The organism is Chryseobacterium gambrini, assembly GCF_900156825.1.
Lineage (GTDB): Bacteria > Bacteroidota > Bacteroidia > Flavobacteriales > Weeksellaceae > Chryseobacterium > Chryseobacterium gambrini.
The window spans coordinates 1-19,281 of record NZ_FTOV01000017.1; the positions used below are offsets into that span (position 1 = coordinate 1).

18 protein-coding genes are annotated in these 19,281 nt (G+C 37.4%); 9 read left to right on the forward strand and 9 right to left on the reverse strand.

The window, feature by feature from the left end; translation table 11 throughout:
• Window positions 1–546 precede the first annotated feature (546 nt).
• The 4 genes from BW951_RS19740 to BW951_RS19755 form a co-directional block, all read right to left on the reverse strand.
• Entirely contained in the window at window positions 547–1,743 is a 1,197-nt protein-coding gene (locus BW951_RS19740) for an efflux RND transporter periplasmic adaptor subunit (RefSeq protein ID WP_076395962.1), read from the reverse strand.
• 28 nt (window positions 1,744–1,771) lie between these two features.
• Complete coding sequence (locus BW951_RS19745) at window positions 1,772–3,043, reverse strand: ABC transporter permease (RefSeq protein ID WP_076395964.1); 1,272 nt, start codon at window positions 3,041–3,043, stop codon at window positions 1,772–1,774.
• A gap of 86 nt (window positions 3,044–3,129) precedes the next feature.
• Window positions 3,130–4,359 carry an ABC transporter permease gene (locus tag BW951_RS19750; RefSeq protein ID WP_076395966.1) on the reverse strand — a complete coding sequence of 410 codons (1,230 nt, stop codon included), beginning with the start codon at window positions 4,357–4,359 and terminating at the stop codon, window positions 3,130–3,132.
• Window positions 4,360–4,457: 98 nt separating this feature from the next.
• Window positions 4,458–5,147, reverse strand: coding sequence for an ABC transporter ATP-binding protein (locus BW951_RS19755; protein ID WP_076395968.1), 690 nt, complete (start codon window positions 5,145–5,147; stop codon window positions 4,458–4,460).
• Between the two features lie 429 nt (window positions 5,148–5,576).
• On the opposite strand from BW951_RS19755, the gene BW951_RS19760 reads away from it, so the two are divergent.
• From BW951_RS19760 to BW951_RS19800, 9 genes are all read left to right on the forward strand, one after another.
• Window positions 5,577–6,551 (forward strand): ribonucleotide-diphosphate reductase subunit beta, encoded by a 975-nt coding sequence (locus tag BW951_RS19760; RefSeq protein WP_076395970.1) that lies wholly within the window; start codon window positions 5,577–5,579, stop codon window positions 6,549–6,551.
• Window positions 6,552–6,805: 254 nt separating this feature from the next.
• Window positions 6,806–8,485, forward strand: a complete 1,680-nt coding sequence (locus BW951_RS19765; protein WP_256038072.1) for a ribonucleoside-diphosphate reductase subunit alpha — start codon at window positions 6,806–6,808, stop codon at window positions 8,483–8,485.
• Window positions 8,486–8,752: 267 nt separating this feature from the next.
• The gene (locus tag BW951_RS19770) at window positions 8,753–9,574 is read left to right on the forward strand and encodes an OmpH/Skp family outer membrane protein (RefSeq protein WP_076395974.1); all 822 of its coding nucleotides are present in this window, start codon (window positions 8,753–8,755) and stop codon (window positions 9,572–9,574) included.
• Between the two features lies 1 nt (window position 9,575).
• Entirely contained in the window at window positions 9,576–10,379 is an 804-nt protein-coding gene (locus BW951_RS19775) for a hypothetical protein (protein WP_076395976.1), read from the forward strand.
• An 18-nt stretch (window positions 10,380–10,397) separates the two neighbouring features.
• A complete protein-coding gene (locus BW951_RS19780) occupies window positions 10,398–11,219 on the forward strand; it encodes a hypothetical protein (RefSeq protein WP_076395978.1) in 822 nt (273 codons plus the stop codon).
• A gap of 532 nt (window positions 11,220–11,751) precedes the next feature.
• Window positions 11,752–12,324: a hypothetical protein gene (locus BW951_RS19785; RefSeq protein ID WP_076395980.1), complete on the forward strand. Its 573-nt coding sequence runs from the start codon at window positions 11,752–11,754 to the stop codon at window positions 12,322–12,324.
• A 9-nt stretch (window positions 12,325–12,333) separates the two neighbouring features.
• Window positions 12,334–13,902 (forward strand): hypothetical protein, encoded by a 1,569-nt coding sequence (locus BW951_RS19790; RefSeq protein WP_076395982.1) that lies wholly within the window; start codon window positions 12,334–12,336, stop codon window positions 13,900–13,902.
• 95 nt (window positions 13,903–13,997) lie between these two features.
• Entirely contained in the window at window positions 13,998–14,888 is an 891-nt protein-coding gene (locus BW951_RS19795) for a DUF72 domain-containing protein (protein ID WP_076395984.1), read from the forward strand.
• A 194-nt stretch (window positions 14,889–15,082) separates the two neighbouring features.
• Window positions 15,083–15,313, forward strand: a complete 231-nt coding sequence (locus tag BW951_RS19800; protein ID WP_076395986.1) for a hypothetical protein — start codon at window positions 15,083–15,085, stop codon at window positions 15,311–15,313.
• A 50-nt stretch (window positions 15,314–15,363) separates the two neighbouring features.
• Here the strand turns inward: BW951_RS19800 and BW951_RS19805 are convergent, their stop codons facing one another.
• The 5 genes from BW951_RS19805 to BW951_RS19825 form a co-directional block, all read right to left on the reverse strand.
• Window positions 15,364–15,957: a hypothetical protein gene (locus BW951_RS19805; protein ID WP_084196497.1), complete on the reverse strand. Its 594-nt coding sequence runs from the start codon at window positions 15,955–15,957 to the stop codon at window positions 15,364–15,366.
• Window positions 15,958–15,995: 38 nt separating this feature from the next.
• Entirely contained in the window at window positions 15,996–16,640 is a 645-nt protein-coding gene (locus BW951_RS19810; protein ID WP_076395988.1) for an HD domain-containing protein, read from the reverse strand.
• Window positions 16,641–16,698: 58 nt separating this feature from the next.
• On the reverse strand, window positions 16,699–17,538 hold the full coding sequence (locus tag BW951_RS19815) for an alpha/beta hydrolase family protein (protein ID WP_076395990.1): 840 nt from the start codon (window positions 17,536–17,538) through the stop codon (window positions 16,699–16,701).
• 89 nt (window positions 17,539–17,627) lie between these two features.
• The gene (locus tag BW951_RS19820; RefSeq protein ID WP_076395992.1) at window positions 17,628–18,518 is read right to left on the reverse strand and encodes a PfkB family carbohydrate kinase; all 891 of its coding nucleotides are present in this window, start codon (window positions 18,516–18,518) and stop codon (window positions 17,628–17,630) included.
• 84 nt (window positions 18,519–18,602) lie between these two features.
• A complete protein-coding gene (locus BW951_RS19825; RefSeq protein ID WP_076395994.1) occupies window positions 18,603–19,238 on the reverse strand; it encodes a DUF4241 domain-containing protein in 636 nt (211 codons plus the stop codon).
• Window positions 19,239–19,281 lie beyond the last annotated feature (43 nt).

A 19,281-nucleotide genomic window follows, 5' to 3' on the forward strand; every position in this document is an offset into this window, starting at 1 on the left:
CGCTTCCCCGTTTAGGGACTGCAAAGATACAAATCTTTTTATTCTGAGCAAGTTTTATTTTAAGTTTTTTCTAAATTAATTTAAAATAAAATATCCCCGATCCGTATCCTTTTAATACCTCCTAAAAAGTATTATCCAGGCGTTTTATTAAAGTATATCGCTTATCTAAAAGCTCGTCTCCGCTTACTGAGTCTCTTTCGTTTTTCAGTGCCGCAAAGATAGAAACTTTAAACATTACAAAACAAGTTTTGTTAACTTTAATTTCATCTTGCATTCATATTTGGACATAAAACGCTGAGCTGATGAGAGAATAATTTTATACTTTTTAAACTAATGTTTAAAATTTTAACCTAAGGCATTCTCATAAAGTGTAAAATAGAGAAAAATACGTATTATATAGATACATCTTACATCAGACTGCGTTTAGCTATGCTTAAAATTTATAGATGATAGTGACTCGATCCTTTTATATATAATAGTAATAATAAAAAATCCCGAGAAAGTTTCCCGGGATGTACAGTTTAAAAAATTTATAGTGTCAGTTTACTATTTTTTTGCTTTTTCTTTTAGTTCTTCTTTGTCTTTATCGGAAGGATTCCAAACTTTTACGTCTGCATTTTTATCAATTCCGGATAATATCTGAACATTGATTCCATCACTTGCTCCCAACTTCACATACGCTTTCTTGAATTTACCGTCTTTCTGCTTCACTTCCACGAAAGGAAGATCTTTTCCATTTTTCTTTTCGTACTGTACTAAAGATTCATCCAAAAGCAAAGCGTTTTTCTGAGAGTTCAGAACAATTTCTCCGTTGGCAGAAAACCCAGCTCGGATGTATTCGTTATTGGGATTAAAAACATCTCCTTCAACAGGAAATTTAATTGTACCACTGTTATCTTTTCCTTTAGGTGCAATCATGGTTAATCTTCCCGGAAATGTTTTGTTCTGAAGTGCACCGATCACGATATTCATATCCATCCCCTGCTTTAATTTTCCAGCCTGAGCTTCATCGATTTCTCCCTGAAAGATCAAAGAGTTCAGATCTGCAATGGAACAGATGGTTGTTCCGGCGTTGAATGAGTTGGCTTCGATAACCTGGCTTCCCATTTTCACGGGTACTTCAAGAACGGTTCCTGAAGCTTTTGAACGGATCTGGGTTGTTGCCAAACCTTGTAATTCTGGGGTAGATCCTGTTTTTGCGATCTGCAAAGCTTTCTGAGCGGTCACTAATTGCTGTTGTGCGTTTCTCAAAGCCTGTTGTGTAGAATACAACTGCTGCTGTGCATTCAGAAATTCCTGTTTGGAAGCAACTCCCTGCTTGTAAAGTCTTTCCTGCATTTCGAACTGTTTGCGCATATTATCTACATTCAGTTTTGCATTGCTGATCTGAAGCTGCTGATTATTAACATTTTGCTGCGCATTATTTACCTCAGAAAGATTCGGAACGATTCTTACGGTTGCAATTAACTGCCCCACTTCCACTTTATCTCCTTCGTCTACCAAAATTTTATCTATAATTCCGGCAATATTCGGCTTGATTTCGATTTCTTCTTTGGGAACGATTTTTCCTGTTGCCATCACTTTATCCTCCATATTCTGAACAGACGGTTTTCTGGTAAGGAAAGCCTCACTCTCTTTAGAATTGGACTTTACAAGATACCCGATCCCCGAGAACAGCGCCACTGCAAACAAAAGCCCCAAAATGATATAAATGGCTTTTTTCCAAGTGAATTTCTTTTTCATATATAGTTTATTTTTTATTTAAATTATTTTATTCAGTTCTTAAAGCTTCAATTGGTCTGATTTTAACGGCTCTCTGCGCGGGAATCATTCCGATAATTAATCCTAAAACCACCATCACTGCCATCGCAGCAAATACGTTTCCGTAGTTAACTGTAGGATTGTAGAACGGGAAGGAATCCTGTCCTTTTGTGGCAATATCGAGAATCATCAGAACAAAAATCCCGAAAATAAAGCCGAGCAATCCGGAAGAGAGTGTAATGACCACGCTTTCCAGAAGAATCTGGTTTCTTACTTCTGAAGGTTTTGCTCCTAAAGCTCTTCGGATCCCGATTTCTTTGGTTCTTTCTTTTACCGTAATTAAAAGAATGTTGGAAATTGCAATAACTCCGGCAAGAATGGTTAAAGTTCCCACAATAATGGTTAACAACTGCATTCCGGATAAGAAACCTGTCAGTTTTTTAAATTCTTTGCCTAAATTAAAACTTCCGAAGGCATTGGTGTCGTCCGGCGAAACTTTATTTTTGGCTTTCAGCTCTAATTTTACTTTTTCTTCTACAGAGTTTACATCTACATTCGGTTTGCTTACAATCGCGAACATATCGATGTTATCTGCTGCATTGTACATTTTTGTGTAGGTGGATAACGGTATGAAAACCGAACGGTCATTTTCAAAACCTCCGTTTTTCTTGATTCTGAATACTCCGATCACATTGAAGAAAATACCTTTTATATTAATGGATTTTCCTAAAGGATTTTCGTTCTTTTTGGAATCGAAAAAGTTCTTGTAAATTTCTTCTCCGATAACGGCCACATTTTTATTTCCGGAAACATCGGCGTCGTTGAGATACCTTCCGAAAATCAGTTTCTTTTCTGAAATTTTATTTCCTACCGGATAATCTCCCGTTAAAGAATAGGTTCCGCTTTTTCCGTTTCTGGACATTAATTCTCCGGGTGTTCCGGTAAAGCTTCCTCTTGAGTTCTGGGGCGATATATAATCAATATCAGTGATTTTTCTTTTTAAAATATCGATATCCGAAAGTTTAAGATGCATCTGTCTTCCTTTCGGGAAACCGTCATAAGGAATGGAGGTATTCTGCGCCCAAAGGAAAATAGAATTGGTGGCAAAACCTGAAAACAGCTTATCGAAACCATTTTCCATCCCTTTTGCAGCACCCAGCAAACTTACATACAAAAACATACCCCAACCTACTCCAATCATGGTAAGGAAGGTACGAAGCTTATTATTTCTCAAGGAATAATAAATTTCCTGCCAAGTATCTTTTTTAAATATAATGTTCATTTCTTAATGTCAATTTCTTTTAATAATGTCAATAGCTAAATTCACTTGCTAAACAAAATTCACCATTCACCATTCACTTTTTTTCATCATTCCGTTCTCAATGCTTCAATAGGCTTAATTTTTGAGGCTCTGTACGCGGGAACAAATCCTGCAATCAGTCCTGAAAACACCAGTGCAATGAATGCGGCTATGATGTGTCCCCACCCTACACTTGGATTTTTGATGAAGTACGCTTCCAGATTATCTCCTATTAAATATAAAGCCAGAACGCCGAGTCCCACTCCTATCAATCCTGAAATTACGGTAATCACCACACTTTCCTGAACGATAAGCGCAACAATACTTTTTGGTTTCGCACCAATTGCTTTACGGACTCCGATCTCTTTGGTTCTTTCTTTTACGATGTACACCATGATGTTACTAATCCCGATAATTCCTGCCGCCAAAGTTCCCAATCCGATGAAACCGACAATTCCTGTAAGTACAGCCATGAAAGCGAAAGTGTCGTTCATATTCTGAGCGTTGTTCCAGACTCTGATTCCGTTTTCGTCATCGGGAGCTACATTTTTTCGAGCTTTTAATCGTGATTTTAATTCATCACCATATTTAATTGCCTGTTCCGGTGTTAATTTGTCGTTATATGCAATATAATTGATGCTTACAGTATCCGAACCTTTCTTCATTTGCTGCAAAGTGGTGATCGGTACGGTAATATGTCTTTCGTCCCAGTCTCCGCCGTCGTCCGAGAATACTCCGACTACTTTAAATATGGTTCCGTTGATGTCCAATTCTTTTCCTACCGGATTTCCGTTTTTTATAAGGTCGCGCTGAACCATTCTTCCGATTACGGCAACATTCTGTTTTCTTTCGAGATCTGTCGGAGTGAGATAGCGACCTTCCAGCATTTTTCTGTTCTCGATGATCTGCTCTTCGGGTTTTGCCCCGTTAATCTGATAATTTCCGCTTTCCTTGCCATATTTCACCAGTAAATTTGAGGTGTATCTCGGCGTAGAGCTTCCTACCTTTTCTTTATCAATATTCACCAGAAAATCATAATCATCATTATTCATCGTAACGGTACGGTCGGATTGCAGACCGTTGTAAGCAATCGTCGTTTTTCCTGTTACAATAGAAATAAGGTTTTGGGCGTCTCTTGCAAAACCCTGCGTAAAAGCATTTTGAAGCCCTGTTCCGATTCCGAAAAGGACAATGAAAATAAATAATCCCAAAGCCACAGTAAAACCGGAAAGTACCGTTCGCAATACATTACTGCGAATAGAACTGAATATTTCCTGCCAACGATCTAGATCGAACATATTCTTAGGTTTGAAGCGGGAAGCGGGATGATTGAGATTCTCCTGCTTTTCCGCTGATTTATTCTATTAATTAAACTTCTTTCTTCCAGCCTCCTGCCTCACAGCACCAACTGTTTAATAAACTCATCACTTTCAATAATTCCGTCCCGGAGAACAACATTTCTTTTTGTCTGTGCCGCTACATCGGGTTCGTGGGTAACAACAATGATGGTTTTTCCTTCGCTGTTGATATCCTGAAGCAGCTTCATGATGTCATGCGTAGTTTTGGAATCCAGTGCTCCGGTCGGTTCATCGGCAAGAACCACTTTCGGATCGGTAATTAAAGCTCTTGCGATGGCAACTCTCTGTTTCTGTCCTCCGGAAAGCTCGTTCGGTAAATGATTTGCCCACTGAGCAAGTCCTACTTTTTCCAGATATTCCATGGCTTTCTGATTTCGCTCTTTTCGCGGAACATTCTGATAATACAACGGAAGCGCGACATTATCCAAAGCGGTTTTGTAGCCGATAAGATTGAAAGACTGAAAAATAAATCCCAGAAACTTACTTCTGTACTCGGCAGCTTTTACTTCAGACAGATGTTCAATAGGAACTCCGTCCAGCTCATACGTTCCGGAATCTTTTTCATCGAGAATACCAATAATATTAAGAAGTGTGGATTTCCCTGAACCCGAACTTCCCATGATGGATACAAATTCGCCTTCGGAAATCGTAAGATTAATTCCCTTGAGAACGTGCAGCTTACTTTTTCCGGTATCGTATGATTTATGTAAATCCTGAATTACTAACATTAAGCGGTGTATGTTTTTTATACCCAATAAGTAGACAGAATTTTTAATTTGTTACGAATATTGAAAAAATCTTTATTTAATTAATTGTTTAACAGATAAACTCTTTATTCAAAGCACTTTTTATTTTTTTGTTTAATTAAATTCTGCCTATAATCACGTTTTTGTTAACATAATACTTTGTAAGTCAATATTTAAGGGGCTTTCATGTAAATGTGGAAAACTTTTAAGGCTAAAACTCAACGAATTAGTGTTTCGCCCTTTTTATTACAGTTCTTTTTTTCGAACTTTGTACTTGCACAGATCAAAAAATAAATCGCTTCCATGGTTAATAACTTTCACACATAAGTTACACCAAATCAGAATATTGATTATTTTTTGAACGTTATCCACATTGATCTATTTATTTTAATTTTTTAAGACATTTTTAATATGGGAATTTTTGATAAAAGAGTAAGTTACAAGCCATTTGAATACCCTGAGGTTCTTCAATTTGTAGAGGCAATCAACAAATCGTTCTGGGTACATTCCGAAGTGGACTTTACTGCAGATGTTCAGGATTTTCATTCGCAGTTGGAGCCGCACGAAAAACACGCTGTAAAAAATGCACTTTTAGCCATTGCACAGATTGAGGTGTCTGTAAAGACATTCTGGGGAAATCTGTACACTCATCTTCCAAAGCCTGAGCTGAATGGTTTGGGAGCGACTTTTGCAGAATGCGAATTCCGTCACTCGGAAGCATATTCCCGATTATTGGAAGTTTTGGGATATAACGATGAGTTCCTTAACGTAGTTGAAATTCCTGCCGTAAAGAGCAGAATTGAATTTTTAGGAAATGCCTTAAGACACGCGAATTCTGCAACACCGAAAGAATATGTTTCTGCATTATTACTTTTCAGTATTCTGGTAGAAAACGTTTCTCTTTTCTCACAATTTGCCATTATTCTTTCTTTCACAAGATTTAAAGGGTTTATGAAAAATGTTTCCAACATCATCGCATGGACTTCCGTAGATGAGCAGATTCACGCCAACGCAGGAATTTTCCTAATCAACAAAATCAGAGAAGAACAGCCAGATCTTTTAACAGACAGCGATATCGAAGATATTTATACTTTGGTTGATGAATCTATCGAAAGAGAAGGAGATATTTTAAGCTGGATCTTTGAACTGGGTGAAATCGACAACGTTTCTAAAGAAGATCTTTTAAACTTCATGAAATACCGCGTAGACGACAGTTTAAAGAAGATCAACATGAAAACAAGATACAACGTAACTCCGGAACAGTACAGACCGATGGTTTGGTTCGAAGAGGAAGTTTTCGCCAATTCTATGGATGATTTCTTTGCGAAAAGACCGGTAGATTATACAAAGCATGATAAGAGTATTACTGCGAACGATTTGTTTTAAATTTTAAGTTGATTAAAAGCGCGAGCGAAGCGAGCGTCGAAACAGATAGTATTAGCGGTGTCATGCTGAGCCTGTCGAAGCATCTAAAAATAATGATTCACTTAATAGTCTTAAATTCTAAACCAAAATCTTAATGGTTAAAATTTAAAATAATTAAGAATAGAAGACGAAAATTCATGAAGAGATTGCTTCGTTCCTCGCAATGACAAATAATTAAATAAAACAAAATTCCTGAGCCTTCAAACCGCTCGGGAATTCGAAAATATACAACAACAATGGAAGAACAAAACAACAACATATGGTGGCTCAATGAAGAGTCTGAGCAAATGCTGAACAGAGGCTATTTGCTGAAGGGTGAAACTGTAGACGGAGCCATCGACAGGATCACCACTGCTGCTGCCAAAAGATTATATAAGCCGGAACTTCAGCCTGCTTTCAAGGAAATGATCACGAAAGGATGGATCAGTTTCTCATCGCCGGTTTGGGCAAACATGGGAACACAGAGAGGTCTTCCTATTTCGTGTTTCAATGTTCACATTCCGGACAGCATTGAAGGAATTACCCATAAAATGGGCGAAGTCATCATGCAGACCAAAATCGGAGGCGGAACTTCGGGATACTTTGGTGAACTTCGTAACAGAGGAACTGCGGTTACCGACAACGGAAAATCTTCGGGAGCGGTTTCTTTCATGAAACTGTTTGATACGGCAATGGACGTTGTTTCTCAGGGTGGCGTAAGAAGAGGGGCTTTTGCAGCTTACTTAGACATCGACCACGGAGATATTGAAGAATTTTTATCCATCAAAGACATCGGAAGTCCGATCCAGAATTTATTCACGGGAGTTTGTGTTCCGGATTACTGGATGCAGGATATGATCGATGGCGATATGGAAAAGCGTAAAGTCTGGGCAAGAGTATTGGAAAGCCGCCAACAAAAAGGGCTTCCTTACATTTTCTTTACGGATAACGTTAACAGAAATAAACCACAGGTTTACAAAGACTTAGGACTTACTGTAAATGCAAGTAACCTTTGTTCTGAAATCATGCTTCCTTCAACAAGAGAAGAGTCTTTCATCTGCTGTTTATCTTCCATGAACTTAGAATTGTATGATGAATGGAAAGATACAGATGCTGTGAAATTAGCAATCTACTTCCTGGATGCTGTTTTATCTGAATTTATCGACAAAACGGAAGGAAACTATTATCTTCAGGGAGCAAGAAACTTCGCAATGCGTCACAGAGCGCTTGGTTTAGGAGTTTTAGGATATCATTCTTACCTTCAGAAAAACATGATTCCTTTTGAAAGTTTTGAGGCTACACAATTCAATGCAAGAGCGTTCAGAAGAATCAAAGAACAGGCGGAACAGGCTTCAAGAGAGCTTGCCAATATCTATGGAGAACCGGAATTGCTGAAAGGTTACGGATTGAGAAATACGACAACCATGGCTATTGCTCCTACAACGTCAAGTTCAGCGATTTTAGGACAGACTTCTCCGGGAATCGAACCGTTTGCTTCGAATTATTATAAAGCAGGTCTTGCGAAAGGAAACTTCATGCGTAAGAATAAATATCTTGCAAAATTACTGGAGGAAAAAGGGCTTGATAACGAAGAAACGTGGAGAACGATCATGTTGAATCACGGTTCGGTACAACATTTGAAGGAGTTAACGGATGAAGAGAAAGCAGTGTTTAAAACATTCAAGGAAATCTCTCCGATGGAGATTATTTCTCAGGCAGCCCAAAGACAACAATACATTGATCAGGCGCAGTCTCTGAATCTGCAGATCCCTTCTACAATGCCGGTAAAAGATGTGAACTATCTTTATATCGAAGCATGGAAAAAAGGCGTAAAAACCCTTTATTATCAAAGAAGTTCTTCTGTTTCTAAAGAAATGATGGTAAACTTTGTTACCTGCACGGCTTGTGAAGCATAAGATTCTCAAATAATAAACATTACATATTCACCCGCACGCTTTTTTAAGCGTGCTTTTTTATGTTAAGAAAAAATTAATATTGTATTAATTTCATAATCTGTTATAAAATATGCTGTATAATCTGCCATGAATAAAGGAAATATGTAAAGACTATTCTTTATTAGATAAATATTCCTGATTACAGCGTTGATTTTCAATTGACAGTAAAATATATTTTTTTCATACATTTGCAAAAAAATAACACAAAAATTATTTCAAACGAATGCTATGAGGAAATATTTTAAAGCGAATGGGATTATTGCATTAATTCTATTCACTTCTTTTCAGTCTAATGCTCAGGTAAAAATTTCAAATTCCTCCGGAACAGTTAATTCTGAAAGTATTTTACAACTTGAAAATTCATCCAACAACAAAGGTTTCCTGCTTACCAGAATTGCTCTTCAGTCCACCACATTAGCGGCTCCGATGAGTGCTCATGTTTCGGGAATGATTGTGTACAACACCGCGACGGCAGGAACTTCTCCTAACAACGTTACTCCCGGATTATATTACAATACAGGAACAGGCTGGGTAAAATTATCCACAAAAACACCCAAAGTAGGAGACATTAAAAACGGATTTCAAACCGCTGATCATAAGGGATGGTATCTTCTTAACGGCAGAGCGATAAGTACTTTATCTGCCAATCCCAGAGCAAGAGCAACTGCTTTAGGCTTTACTGTCAATCTGCCTGATGCTACGGACCGTTTTCTTAAAAACACAAGCGGAACAGACAATCTTGCAGCGGCATCGGGAAGCGATACTTTTACTTTAACGCAGGCTAATTTACCCAATGTGAATTTCACAGGAGTAACCAATACTACAGGAAATCATACGCATACGTATACAGACAATCCTTTAAATTCTACAACAAACGGTGTCGTATCAGGAACCAACAATCCGATTTCTGATAATTCCAGTGTAAATGATACCACGACCACAGATGGCAATCATACCCACACATTAAGTTTTACACTGGGAAGCAGCCAGCCTGTAGCTTTACAGCCAAACAACATCGTTACTAATGTATTTATTTATCTAGGAAGTTAATATGAAAGCTAAATTTTTATCCCCTTATATCGCATTATTTTTTTTCACCGCTCATAAAGCACAAGTTGGAATAGGAATAAATAATCCTTCCAGCTCTGCTGTTTTAGAGCTGAGCAGTACCAATAAAGGTCTTCTTATGAATAGCGTAGCCTTAACATCAACAACCTCTGCTACTCCTTTTGGAAGCAATGTAGAAGGAATGTGGGTTTACAATACAGCAACTGCCGGAACAGCTCCCAATAATGTAATTCCCGGATTATATTACAACGACGGAACAAAGTGGGTACTGATGTCTATCAACAATGATCTTCCTAAAGTAGGAGATATAAAATCCAGCATGGCAACTGCAGATCATGACGGATGGTATCTGCTGAACGGACGTACTGTTTCTACTTTACCGGCAGTAAGCCAGACCAATGCGGTCGCTTTAGGCTTCAGCACTACCCTTCCGAGTTCAAATGACCGAATTTTAAAGGGCAAAAATGCATCCGAAGCCATCGCTGCAACGGGAGGAAGCAATTCTTATTCCATTGCACAGGCTAATCTTCCCAATGTAAATATTACAGGAACTACGGCATCTTCAGGAGCACATACTCACAGCTATACCAATCGAGGAGTCAACTACTGGAATTACAATGCGGGAAGCATCAATACTACAAGAACAATTGATACGGAAACAAGGACTACCGCAGCCGCAGGAGATCACAGTCATACTATTTCTGTTGCGAGTGGTGGAACGAATACGGCGATCACGCAATATCCAAAACATTTGGTTGTACAGTATTTTATTTATCTCGGAAAATAACACAAATAATTTTAAATAATGAAAAAATTAATTTTCGCTGTCATACTGACTTCTGTCGCTTCTTCTTCTGATGCCCAGGTTTTAATCACCAACGGAACCTCCAGCAATCCAATCCCGAATCCCAATGCACAGCTTGAACTTTATTCTCAAAATAACAATAAAGGTCTTTTGATGCCGAAAGTCTCACTGGTAACAACAGACAATCCGAGTCCGTTACCGGGTCATATTGCAGGAATGACTATTTATAACACCAATACTTCCACAGCAACCACTCTTACAAGTGTAACCCCGGGAATTTATTACAATGACGGAACGTCATGGAATAAAATGGAAGTACAGACTCCTACTGTAGGAGATATAAAATACAGCAGTGTGGCAACCGATCATGACGGATGGTATCTTCTGGACGGAAGAGCAATTTCTACTTTATCTGTTTCTGCGCAATCTGCTGCATCCTCATTAGGTTTTTCATCATCACTTCCCAACAGTGCAGACAGATATCTGAAAGCAAAATCAGCTTCTGAGACCTTAGGAGCCGCGGGTGGAAACACTTCAGTTGTACTTACACAGGCAAACCTTCCGAATGTTACTTATAATGCAACAACTTCAAGCACCGGAGCTCATAACCACACTTATAACGACAGAGCCAGCGGAACGGTAAACAGTGTTGAGGCAGGAAGTACCAAAACGGTTGTGGATAATGATTCTACTACTTCTACCACCTCATCGGCAGGAGCACATACCCATACATTCTCGGTTTTTACAGGAGGATCCGGCACACCGCTTAATCTTCAGCCAAAATATTTATCTGCCTATATTTTTGTTTATTTAGGACAGTAGATTACGCAACATTTTAGCTTAGAAAATAATAAGGCTAAAGAAGAAATAAATCCATTTTTGCATAAGCTGTAAAATGAACTTTTTAAACCTGTAAAAATTTTAATATAATTTTAACATTCGAGTGTAAAAATATGTATCCCATCGTAATCATCTGTAAATATTGAAAATCATTCACTTTCAATCCCCGATTAGTGAATCAAATTACTGTATCTCTATACTTTGATTATTTTTTAAAATAAAATTTTAGTATCTTTGCGAATATTTTTAATGATCCGTCATAAAGTTTCTATCATTAAAAAATATAATATGGGAGAGTAAACTTCTATTTTAAATCATAAGATAAATATTATTTTATAAATAAAAAACACAACACTCTATTCATAATTTTAACACCAAAATGAAAAATTATAACTGTAAATAAGTACAAATGAATTTGTTTACAAAATAAAAAAACACACAGAAACCTTAATCAAATAATAGCTATTGGTAAAAAGCTTATCAATGGTATGAACACAAAAAAATTATTTCTAAAATGCACAAAATTATCACTCTAATTTTGGTAATTCTTTCTTACAGTATTACCGCACAAGTTGGCATCAATACATCTTTACCGGATCCAAGTTCTTCTTTAGACATTTCGAGTAATTCAAAAGGACTTTTACTTCCGAGAATCAGTAATCTTTCATTGGTTACTAATCCTGCAACAGGATTGGTTATTTTTGATACCAATAAAAAATGTATCAGCCAGAATGTCGGAACTCCGGCAGCTCCCGACTGGGTGTGCCTTTCTCCGTATTCGGCAAGATTTTTCTACATGCCAAGTGTTGTTTTTGATACGACTACCATTGCAGCAGGACAAACGAAAGATTTATACACATTGTATAAAAATCAGTTTTCGAATATTCCTTCCAATGCGAGAAGTGCTTCCGCTCCGGCAACGATTCCTTTCTTTCCTAACGCAACAGATCTTCACTATTATGTAACAGGATACGATTCTACTGTGTTCAGGATTAACAGCATCAGCAATACAGGGGTTTTAAACTATGATGTACTGGCAAACGCCACACCTGCTTCTTTTATTAACATTGTTTTTGTCGTAAAATAAGTAAACATCATGAAAAAGAATTTCAGAGGGCTATCGGTGATGAGCCTTATATTTACTTTGCTTACAACTTTCCTGTACGCACAGACAGACAGTACTGAAGTTGCCAGTATTTACGGATTTTATTCCTATTCAAGCTCTTTAATGAATGCTTCTTCGGCATCCGAGCTTACCATACAGGGAAATGCTTCCCATACTGCAACAGGAGTACAGCTTACCCCTGCAAGCTCAGGTCAGTTCGGAGGATTATTTATCAACGGCAGAACTTTTACTTCGGTAAACGGTTTACACGTCGAATTTGAATACGATATGAAATCCGGCGCCCCATTCAGTGGTTCGTATGGTGACGGTTTATCTTTTTTCCTGTACGACGGTTCTGTAACCAATCCTACAATCGGATCTTCCGGTGCAGGTTTGGGATATGCTTATAACAGAGCAAAAAATGATTTTGCATCATTCAGAAAACCAGGTTTATCAGGAGCGTATCTTGGGATTGCGCTGGATGAGTTCGGAAATTTTAAATCAAAACGTTTTCAGGGCGAATCCAGAGTTAACGGTATTACAGGAGTAACATGGAGCCAGGGATCAAGCCACGTAACATTGAGAGGAGCCAAAGGAGCCGCCATCAATACCAATGGCTTAGGAGATGGCTACACAGGATATCCGGTTCTGGTAAGCCGATCTACATTAAGCAATACAGGAACCGTAGGAAGAATATTACAGGCGGACAGATCGTATGCTTCCACTACCAATACATTGGCTTCTACTTTTGATCTGAGAAACGGAAGCGGAGAATTCAGAAAAGTGTACCTGGATCTGATTCCTCACTTTGTAACGGCAACTACCACAGACGGATTTGATATAAAAGTGGATATTCAGACCATACAAAACGGAACCCCGATTAATATTATTGATTATTATCATTACAAAACCTCTGTTCCGTACAGCGAAAATGCAAATCCTTCCGTAACAGATTTTAACAGCTCGGATGCTGAAGGCGCGGCTACAAACCAGACTTTAAATGCTGCAGTACCTGCGGTTTTAAAACTTGGCTTTGCGGCATCCACCGGAGCAGCGTATCAACAGCATATTATCCGAAATGTGAAGTTAACATTGCCTTATTCTGCTGTTACGAATGATGATGTGGCAACAACCTGTAAGCTTCAGCCGGTTTCGATCCCGGTTTTAGATAACGATATTGCCTACAAAGGTCCCATCAGTATTATAACTCCGCCTACAGGGAATAAAAACAATATCGATAAAACTACATTCAGTTTTACGAAAACGGGAGATACCGATCTTACTTTATACCGCAGAAAAGTAACCCCACAGGGAACATGGAGCTATAATAAGAATACAGGAATTGTAACATTCTATCCTTCAAGCGGATTTACCGGAACGGCAACAATGACGTATACCGTAAAAGGCAGAACTTTAAAAGATTCTAACGGTAATATTGTTGAGCCGTATGGTGACACGGCATATAGATCGGTTCCTGCAACCATTACGGTTACATTAAAGTCAACCGGCTGTGTTTATTCGGTAGTTTCTAATAAAATGGTAACACAGGGCATAAAGTAAACCTTAACTAAATTATATAACCGGACAAACCACAGAAAATTTCTGTGGTTTTGTTTTATATTTGTTATACATTTTAATTCTAAAAATATTCAGATATGAAATTCGGACAAGTTGAAGATCCTTCAAAGATAGATTTTACATTACCCAAAGATCATCCCAGAACCAAGGAAATATTAAACCAGAATAAAAAAGGACTGGAAAATATCTCCATCGGATGCGCAAAATGGAACAAGACAGACCTGAAAGGCTTTTATCCAAAAGGTACAAAAGATGAGCTCACGTATTATGCAACGCAGTTTAATTCTATTGAGCTGAATGCAACCTTTTACGGTATGCCGACTCCGGAACAGGTACAGACGTGGAAAGAAAAAACTCCCGCTGATTTTAAATTTTTCCCAAAAATAACAAATACAGTTTCCCATTTCAGAAGACTGCTAAATATAGACGATGTGGTAACCCAGTTCGCAACTGCGGTTTTAAATTTTGATGAAAAACTGGGAATGGTGTTCCTTCAGCTTCATGATAATTTCAAGCCGAAAGATTATGAAAGACTGGAAAAATTCGTAAAAAACTGGCCAAAAGAAGTTCCTCTTGCGATAGAGCTGAGAAATACAGACTGGTTTACCGATGAAGAGATTCTTAATAAGACCTGCGATCTGTTTGAAGAAAACAACATCACCAACATTATTGTAGATACTGCAGGAAGAAGAGATATGCTTCATATGCGTCTTACCACACCGAATGCATTTATCCGCTATGTTGGAGCCAACGCAGAAAGTGATTATGACAGACTGGATGACTGGATGAAACATCTTACCCAATGGAAAAACGAAGGATTGCAGAATCTGTATTTTTTTGTGCATCAGAATATTGAAAAGGCTTCTCCCCTGCTTTCCTCTTATTTCATCAAAAAAGTGAATGAAGAGTGGAAAAAAGACATTCACATCCCCGAAATGGCAAAAGAAAGTACAGGAAGTTTATTTTAAGATTTAACAGATTTTAATTTTATTCACCAATAAGTGGGATAATTAATAACAAAAAGTGCATTTTTAATATAAATAATTCACTTTTTTGTCTGTAAAAAAAATTACTGTAAAACCTTTATTCATATTGTTATAATTAGTAAATTAGAAAGAAGAGATTTTATATTAATCAAAGCACAATAAAAACCAATAACAGTATGGAAAAGGAAATTTGTACAATAAGTATTACCAGCAACTGGCTCGGTGACGAGTATACTTTTTATGAGAACGAAAAAATAAAAAGAACATACGACAACAACAGCTTAAGTTCTGATGTTACGGAATGGCTGGAACCGAAACAAATCAGTAAACACAATAAAGATAAGCTGATTAAGAACTGTCCGGAAGAGCATAAAGAACGAATCATGATTATTCTTGATTATCCTTAATCTTTTACCCCAATAAAAAATCCCAACCTTCAGCAAAGATTGGGATTTCTTTATTTTCTTTTTCTCAGAAGCAACATAATGTTGAGAAACAGAAGCAGAAAATCTAAAGTAATCCAGATTCCCAGTTTTACGTTCTCATGATTATAAGCATCAATCTGTTTTTTCGCCAGATCCGAGAGTTTTGAACTCTGAATAATATAATTCTGAACTTCAATAATCTGATCTATATTTTTATTCGGGACCGAATTCTGAGAGAAGTATACAAGATTTTTTTTGCCTAAATATCCTACCACCCAATATTCATCAGACTTATCCATTTTCAGATATTCTATTCTGTAATATTCCGGACGGATGGTTCCAAGATGTTTCGTATCCACTACTTTACCAGTTTCAGCATCATTCAGCGTAAGTACATAAAAATCCAGAGGCTGCGGAAGTTTATTGATAACCTGAAGCGCAACCGAATTTTCTACAATGCCTATCGTACTTTTCTTGATAAACCAATACGTGAAGATAGAAAATGAAAAAATAATCGTAACAATGCGGAATAATTTTGCCCATTCTGCGCCCTTTCCTTTCTTCAGCTTGGAAAGCAGGAGAGAAAAAACAGAAGCCCAGAAGATGACCAGAACAATAAATACCATACTGCAAAGATACTTATTTAAAGGGTTTCAAAAGAGTACTATTCAACATTCCATTCTTTGTAGAACTCATCGAGGAATTTCAGCATAAAATCGTGTCTTTCCCCAGCAATTTCCTTTCCTTTTTCCGTATTCATCAGATCTTTCAGCAGCAAAAGTTTTTCGTAGAAATGGTTGATGGTGGTTCCGTTGGATTTTTTATATTCTTCCTTAGACATATTGAGTTTAGGCTCTACATTGGGATCATACATCGGATTATTTTTAAAGCCTCCGAAGTTGAACGTTCTTCCGATTCCGATGGCTCCGATGGCATCAATCCGGTCTGCATCCTGAACAATTTTCAGTTCAACAGGAAGATTTTGAGGAACTTCTCCCCTGTTTTTAAAGGAAATATTTTTAATAATGAACAAAACCTGCTCAATTAATTCTTCCGCGGCATTCTGGCTTTCGAGAAACTCACGGGAAACTTTCAAAGCAAGAGTTTCATCTCCGTTATGAAATTTGGGATCGGCAATATCGTGAAGCAAAGCCGCCAGTTCTACAACTTCCTGATTACAATTTTCTGTTTCTGCTATTTTTTTGGATAATTTCCATACTCTTTCGATGTGAAACCAGTCGTGTCCCGCTTCTGCACCTTCCAGTTTTTCTTTTACAAATTCTACCGTGTTTTGGATCAGATTCTTCATTACTATCAATTCATTTAAATGTTTGGCGACCAACTTGTCAAAAAGAAAAAATGATTTATCAGGGAATTTCGTTTAAAATAATATTCCACAGTTTCTTATTGTAACTTCTGAAAAAATTAATGTGTCCGATCTTTCCTTTTTCCGATTCTGAAATTTTCACCACTCTGTAAGTTGGCTTAAGATTCGGATAGGTATCGTTCATCAGACTTTTTACCCCTTTTTCAGTGAGCCATGCATCATCTTCAGCATATATTACAAATACTTTCTGTGCTAAATTTTTAGAATAATCCTCAATTTTCTCCAGCAATCTGTTGGTCGATTTTCTGTTTAAAATTAAGGTTCTCCAGTCATATGCGCAATTTTTCGGAAGACTTTCTCCGAGTCCGAACCAATTTCCCGGAAAATAGCCCAGTAATGCGGTGGTTAAAGGCTGGGCAATTCCAAAACCTAAATACGCTTCTATTTTTGTTTTGAATTTCAAATGTCCTACAAAAGCATTCTGCGTTCCTACAAAGAAAAATTCTTCAAACATTTCAGCATCTTTATTCATTCCTAAAATTAAAGCTCCCACGGAATGTCCTAAACAGTACTTTCGATAATCTGTAAAATTTTTCTGAATGTAATCTGTAACAGCTTTAAAATCTTCGGAACCCCAGATTCTCATCGAAGCATAAAATCCTCTCATATTTTCAGGTTTCGAAAGCCCGATTCCCCGATAATCGTAGGTAATGACGGTAAATCCTTTTTCGGAAAAAAACTTTGCAAATGAAAAGTAAATCTGCTGTTTTACTCCGGTTGCAGAATTGATAAGCAATAGTTTATGATTGCTTTTTTCAGGAGAAAATAAATGGGCAACTATTGAAACGTCATCAGATGCTGTAAGCTTTAGCTCTTTCATGGGTAAAAAAGAAAAAATCCACTATAAAAGTGGAAATTTTACTTTATATTTTATGTTAAGTTTAAAACTTTCGATATGTAACAAATAGCTTATGAAATAAAATCTGAAAGTCTGGGAAGGCAACATTGGGAACCTTTTGATTCAGAAACTCTTGCCGAAACTTCATTCCCGAATTTCACACACTCTTCTATAGAATTTCTGTGACAAAGAGCAATAGAAAATCCTACCGTAAAAGCATCGCCCATTCCCATTTTATACGCAGTTTTATCCTTATCGTTCCTGCAGTATTTCATTTCTGTACCATCAAAATAGATGGTAGAATTAATGTCATCTCTTACAAAAACTTTGTTAAAGTATTTTTTAAGAATGTCTTCTCTCTGATCTTCTCCGAAAACAATATGAAGTTCATTGCTTTTTACCACAATGAAATCTACATGATTTAAAATTTCATCGCTCAGACGCTGTGCAGGTGAAGCATACAATCCTACTTTTTTACCATATTTCTTGGCTTTTTTTATGGTATACTCAATTACCTTCATGGAGACTTCAAGCTGAAGAAGTACGAGATCTGCTGTATGAAAGTATTTATCTGCCGCCTCAACGTGTTCTACCCTAAGATAATTATTGGCTGCAGGAACTACCACAATTGCGGTATTTCCGCCTGAAGTGGTTACATAAGCTGTTCCGGTGGCTTCACGATCCGTCTCAAAAACGAAGCCTACGTTCACGTTCTCATTCACCATGTTCCTCATAATCTGCTGACCAAGCGGATCCATTCCAACACAGCCTACAAAGTAGACACTGGCTCCCAAACGTGCTGCACCAACTGCCTGATTGGCTCCTTTTCCACCAAAGTAACTTTCGGATTTTCGGGCAATAACCGTCTCGTTCTCACAGGGAACTTTTTCGGTTTCTAAAACAAGATCTATCGAAGAGCTTCCTACAACGATAATTCTTGGCTGTTCTGAGGAAAAATTCATTAGTGTTTCTTATAGAATTAATATTTCGTGATTCTAACAAATTTATGACTTGAAATTTGAATTTCAAAAATAATTAACGAAAAATCAACTAATTTCAATAAATTCTGTTACGATTTTTACAGGATTATTATTTTTATCAAATCCAATATAGCTTGCATAAAAACCTTCACCATATCCTGTTTCAAATGCAAAAATAGTTCCCGGATGATTTTCTGAAGGTTTTAGGAATGCAAACTGATCGATTGCTCCTTTTTCATCAAAGAAATATTCATGAAAAAATTCTTCATAGATCCCCATAAAATCAACACCTTTATTACGATACAATCTCTGTTCCAAATCGTTAAGACTATTCTGCGTATCCACATCCATAAAGCAGCCCATCCCGCTTTCCACAGGATATCCGAAAACTTCTCCTTCTGCAAGATCTTTTATGTTCTGCCCTTCTGTTGTCGCCAGTTTCCAGTCTGTAATTTCAGACTGGCTGAAAATAATTTCAGCATACGCCACACAATTGCTTTCTCTTTCCTTGTGCAGAAGAACTGCAAAATCTCCTTTCGGAAATGGTATTGAGAAAGGCTTCATATCATTTGTAATCAGAGGATCACAGGCAACAAGTTTTCCGCTGGAAAGATAAATTTTCCCAACTTCAAAGCTTTCCAGTAAAGGACTTTCTACGAAGTTTTTGGAGAACAGTTTTTTGATGTTTTCTATGTGTGTCATGTTATATTTAGACTAAGATGAAGGTTCAGGCTAAGCTCCAGGC

Excerpts from the sequence above, each read along its gene's own strand:
- BW951_RS19740 (WP_076395962.1), bottom strand. The coding sequence starts at position 1,743 with ATGAAAAAGAAATTCACTTGGAAAAAAGCCATTTATATCATTTTGGGG.
- BW951_RS19745 (WP_076395964.1), bottom strand. The coding sequence starts at position 3,043 with ATGAACATTATATTTAAAAAAGATACTTGGCAGGAAATTTATTATTCC.
- BW951_RS19750 (WP_076395966.1), bottom strand. The coding sequence starts at position 4,359 with ATGTTCGATCTAGATCGTTGGCAGGAAATATTCAGTTCTATTCGCAGT.
- BW951_RS19755 (WP_076395968.1), bottom strand. The coding sequence starts at position 5,147 with ATGTTAGTAATTCAGGATTTACATAAATCATACGATACCGGAAAAAGT.
- BW951_RS19760 (WP_076395970.1), top strand. The coding sequence starts at position 5,577 with ATGGGAATTTTTGATAAAAGAGTAAGTTACAAGCCATTTGAATACCCT.
- BW951_RS19770 (WP_076395974.1), top strand. The coding sequence starts at position 8,753 with ATGAGGAAATATTTTAAAGCGAATGGGATTATTGCATTAATTCTATTC.
- BW951_RS19775 (WP_076395976.1), top strand. The coding sequence starts at position 9,576 with ATGAAAGCTAAATTTTTATCCCCTTATATCGCATTATTTTTTTTCACC.
- BW951_RS19780 (WP_076395978.1), top strand. The coding sequence starts at position 10,398 with ATGAAAAAATTAATTTTCGCTGTCATACTGACTTCTGTCGCTTCTTCT.
- BW951_RS19785 (WP_076395980.1), top strand. The coding sequence starts at position 11,752 with ATGCACAAAATTATCACTCTAATTTTGGTAATTCTTTCTTACAGTATT.
- BW951_RS19790 (WP_076395982.1), top strand. The coding sequence starts at position 12,334 with ATGAAAAAGAATTTCAGAGGGCTATCGGTGATGAGCCTTATATTTACT.
- BW951_RS19795 (WP_076395984.1), top strand. The coding sequence starts at position 13,998 with ATGAAATTCGGACAAGTTGAAGATCCTTCAAAGATAGATTTTACATTA.
- BW951_RS19800 (WP_076395986.1), top strand. The coding sequence starts at position 15,083 with ATGGAAAAGGAAATTTGTACAATAAGTATTACCAGCAACTGGCTCGGT.
- BW951_RS19805 (WP_084196497.1), bottom strand. The coding sequence starts at position 15,957 with ATGGTATTTATTGTTCTGGTCATCTTCTGGGCTTCTGTTTTTTCTCTC.
- BW951_RS19810 (WP_076395988.1), bottom strand. The coding sequence starts at position 16,640 with ATGAAGAATCTGATCCAAAACACGGTAGAATTTGTAAAAGAAAAACTG.
- BW951_RS19815 (WP_076395990.1), bottom strand. The coding sequence starts at position 17,538 with ATGAAAGAGCTAAAGCTTACAGCATCTGATGACGTTTCAATAGTTGCC.
- BW951_RS19820 (WP_076395992.1), bottom strand. The coding sequence starts at position 18,518 with ATGAATTTTTCCTCAGAACAGCCAAGAATTATCGTTGTAGGAAGCTCT.
- BW951_RS19825 (WP_076395994.1), bottom strand. The coding sequence starts at position 19,238 with ATGACACACATAGAAAACATCAAAAAACTGTTCTCCAAAAACTTCGTA.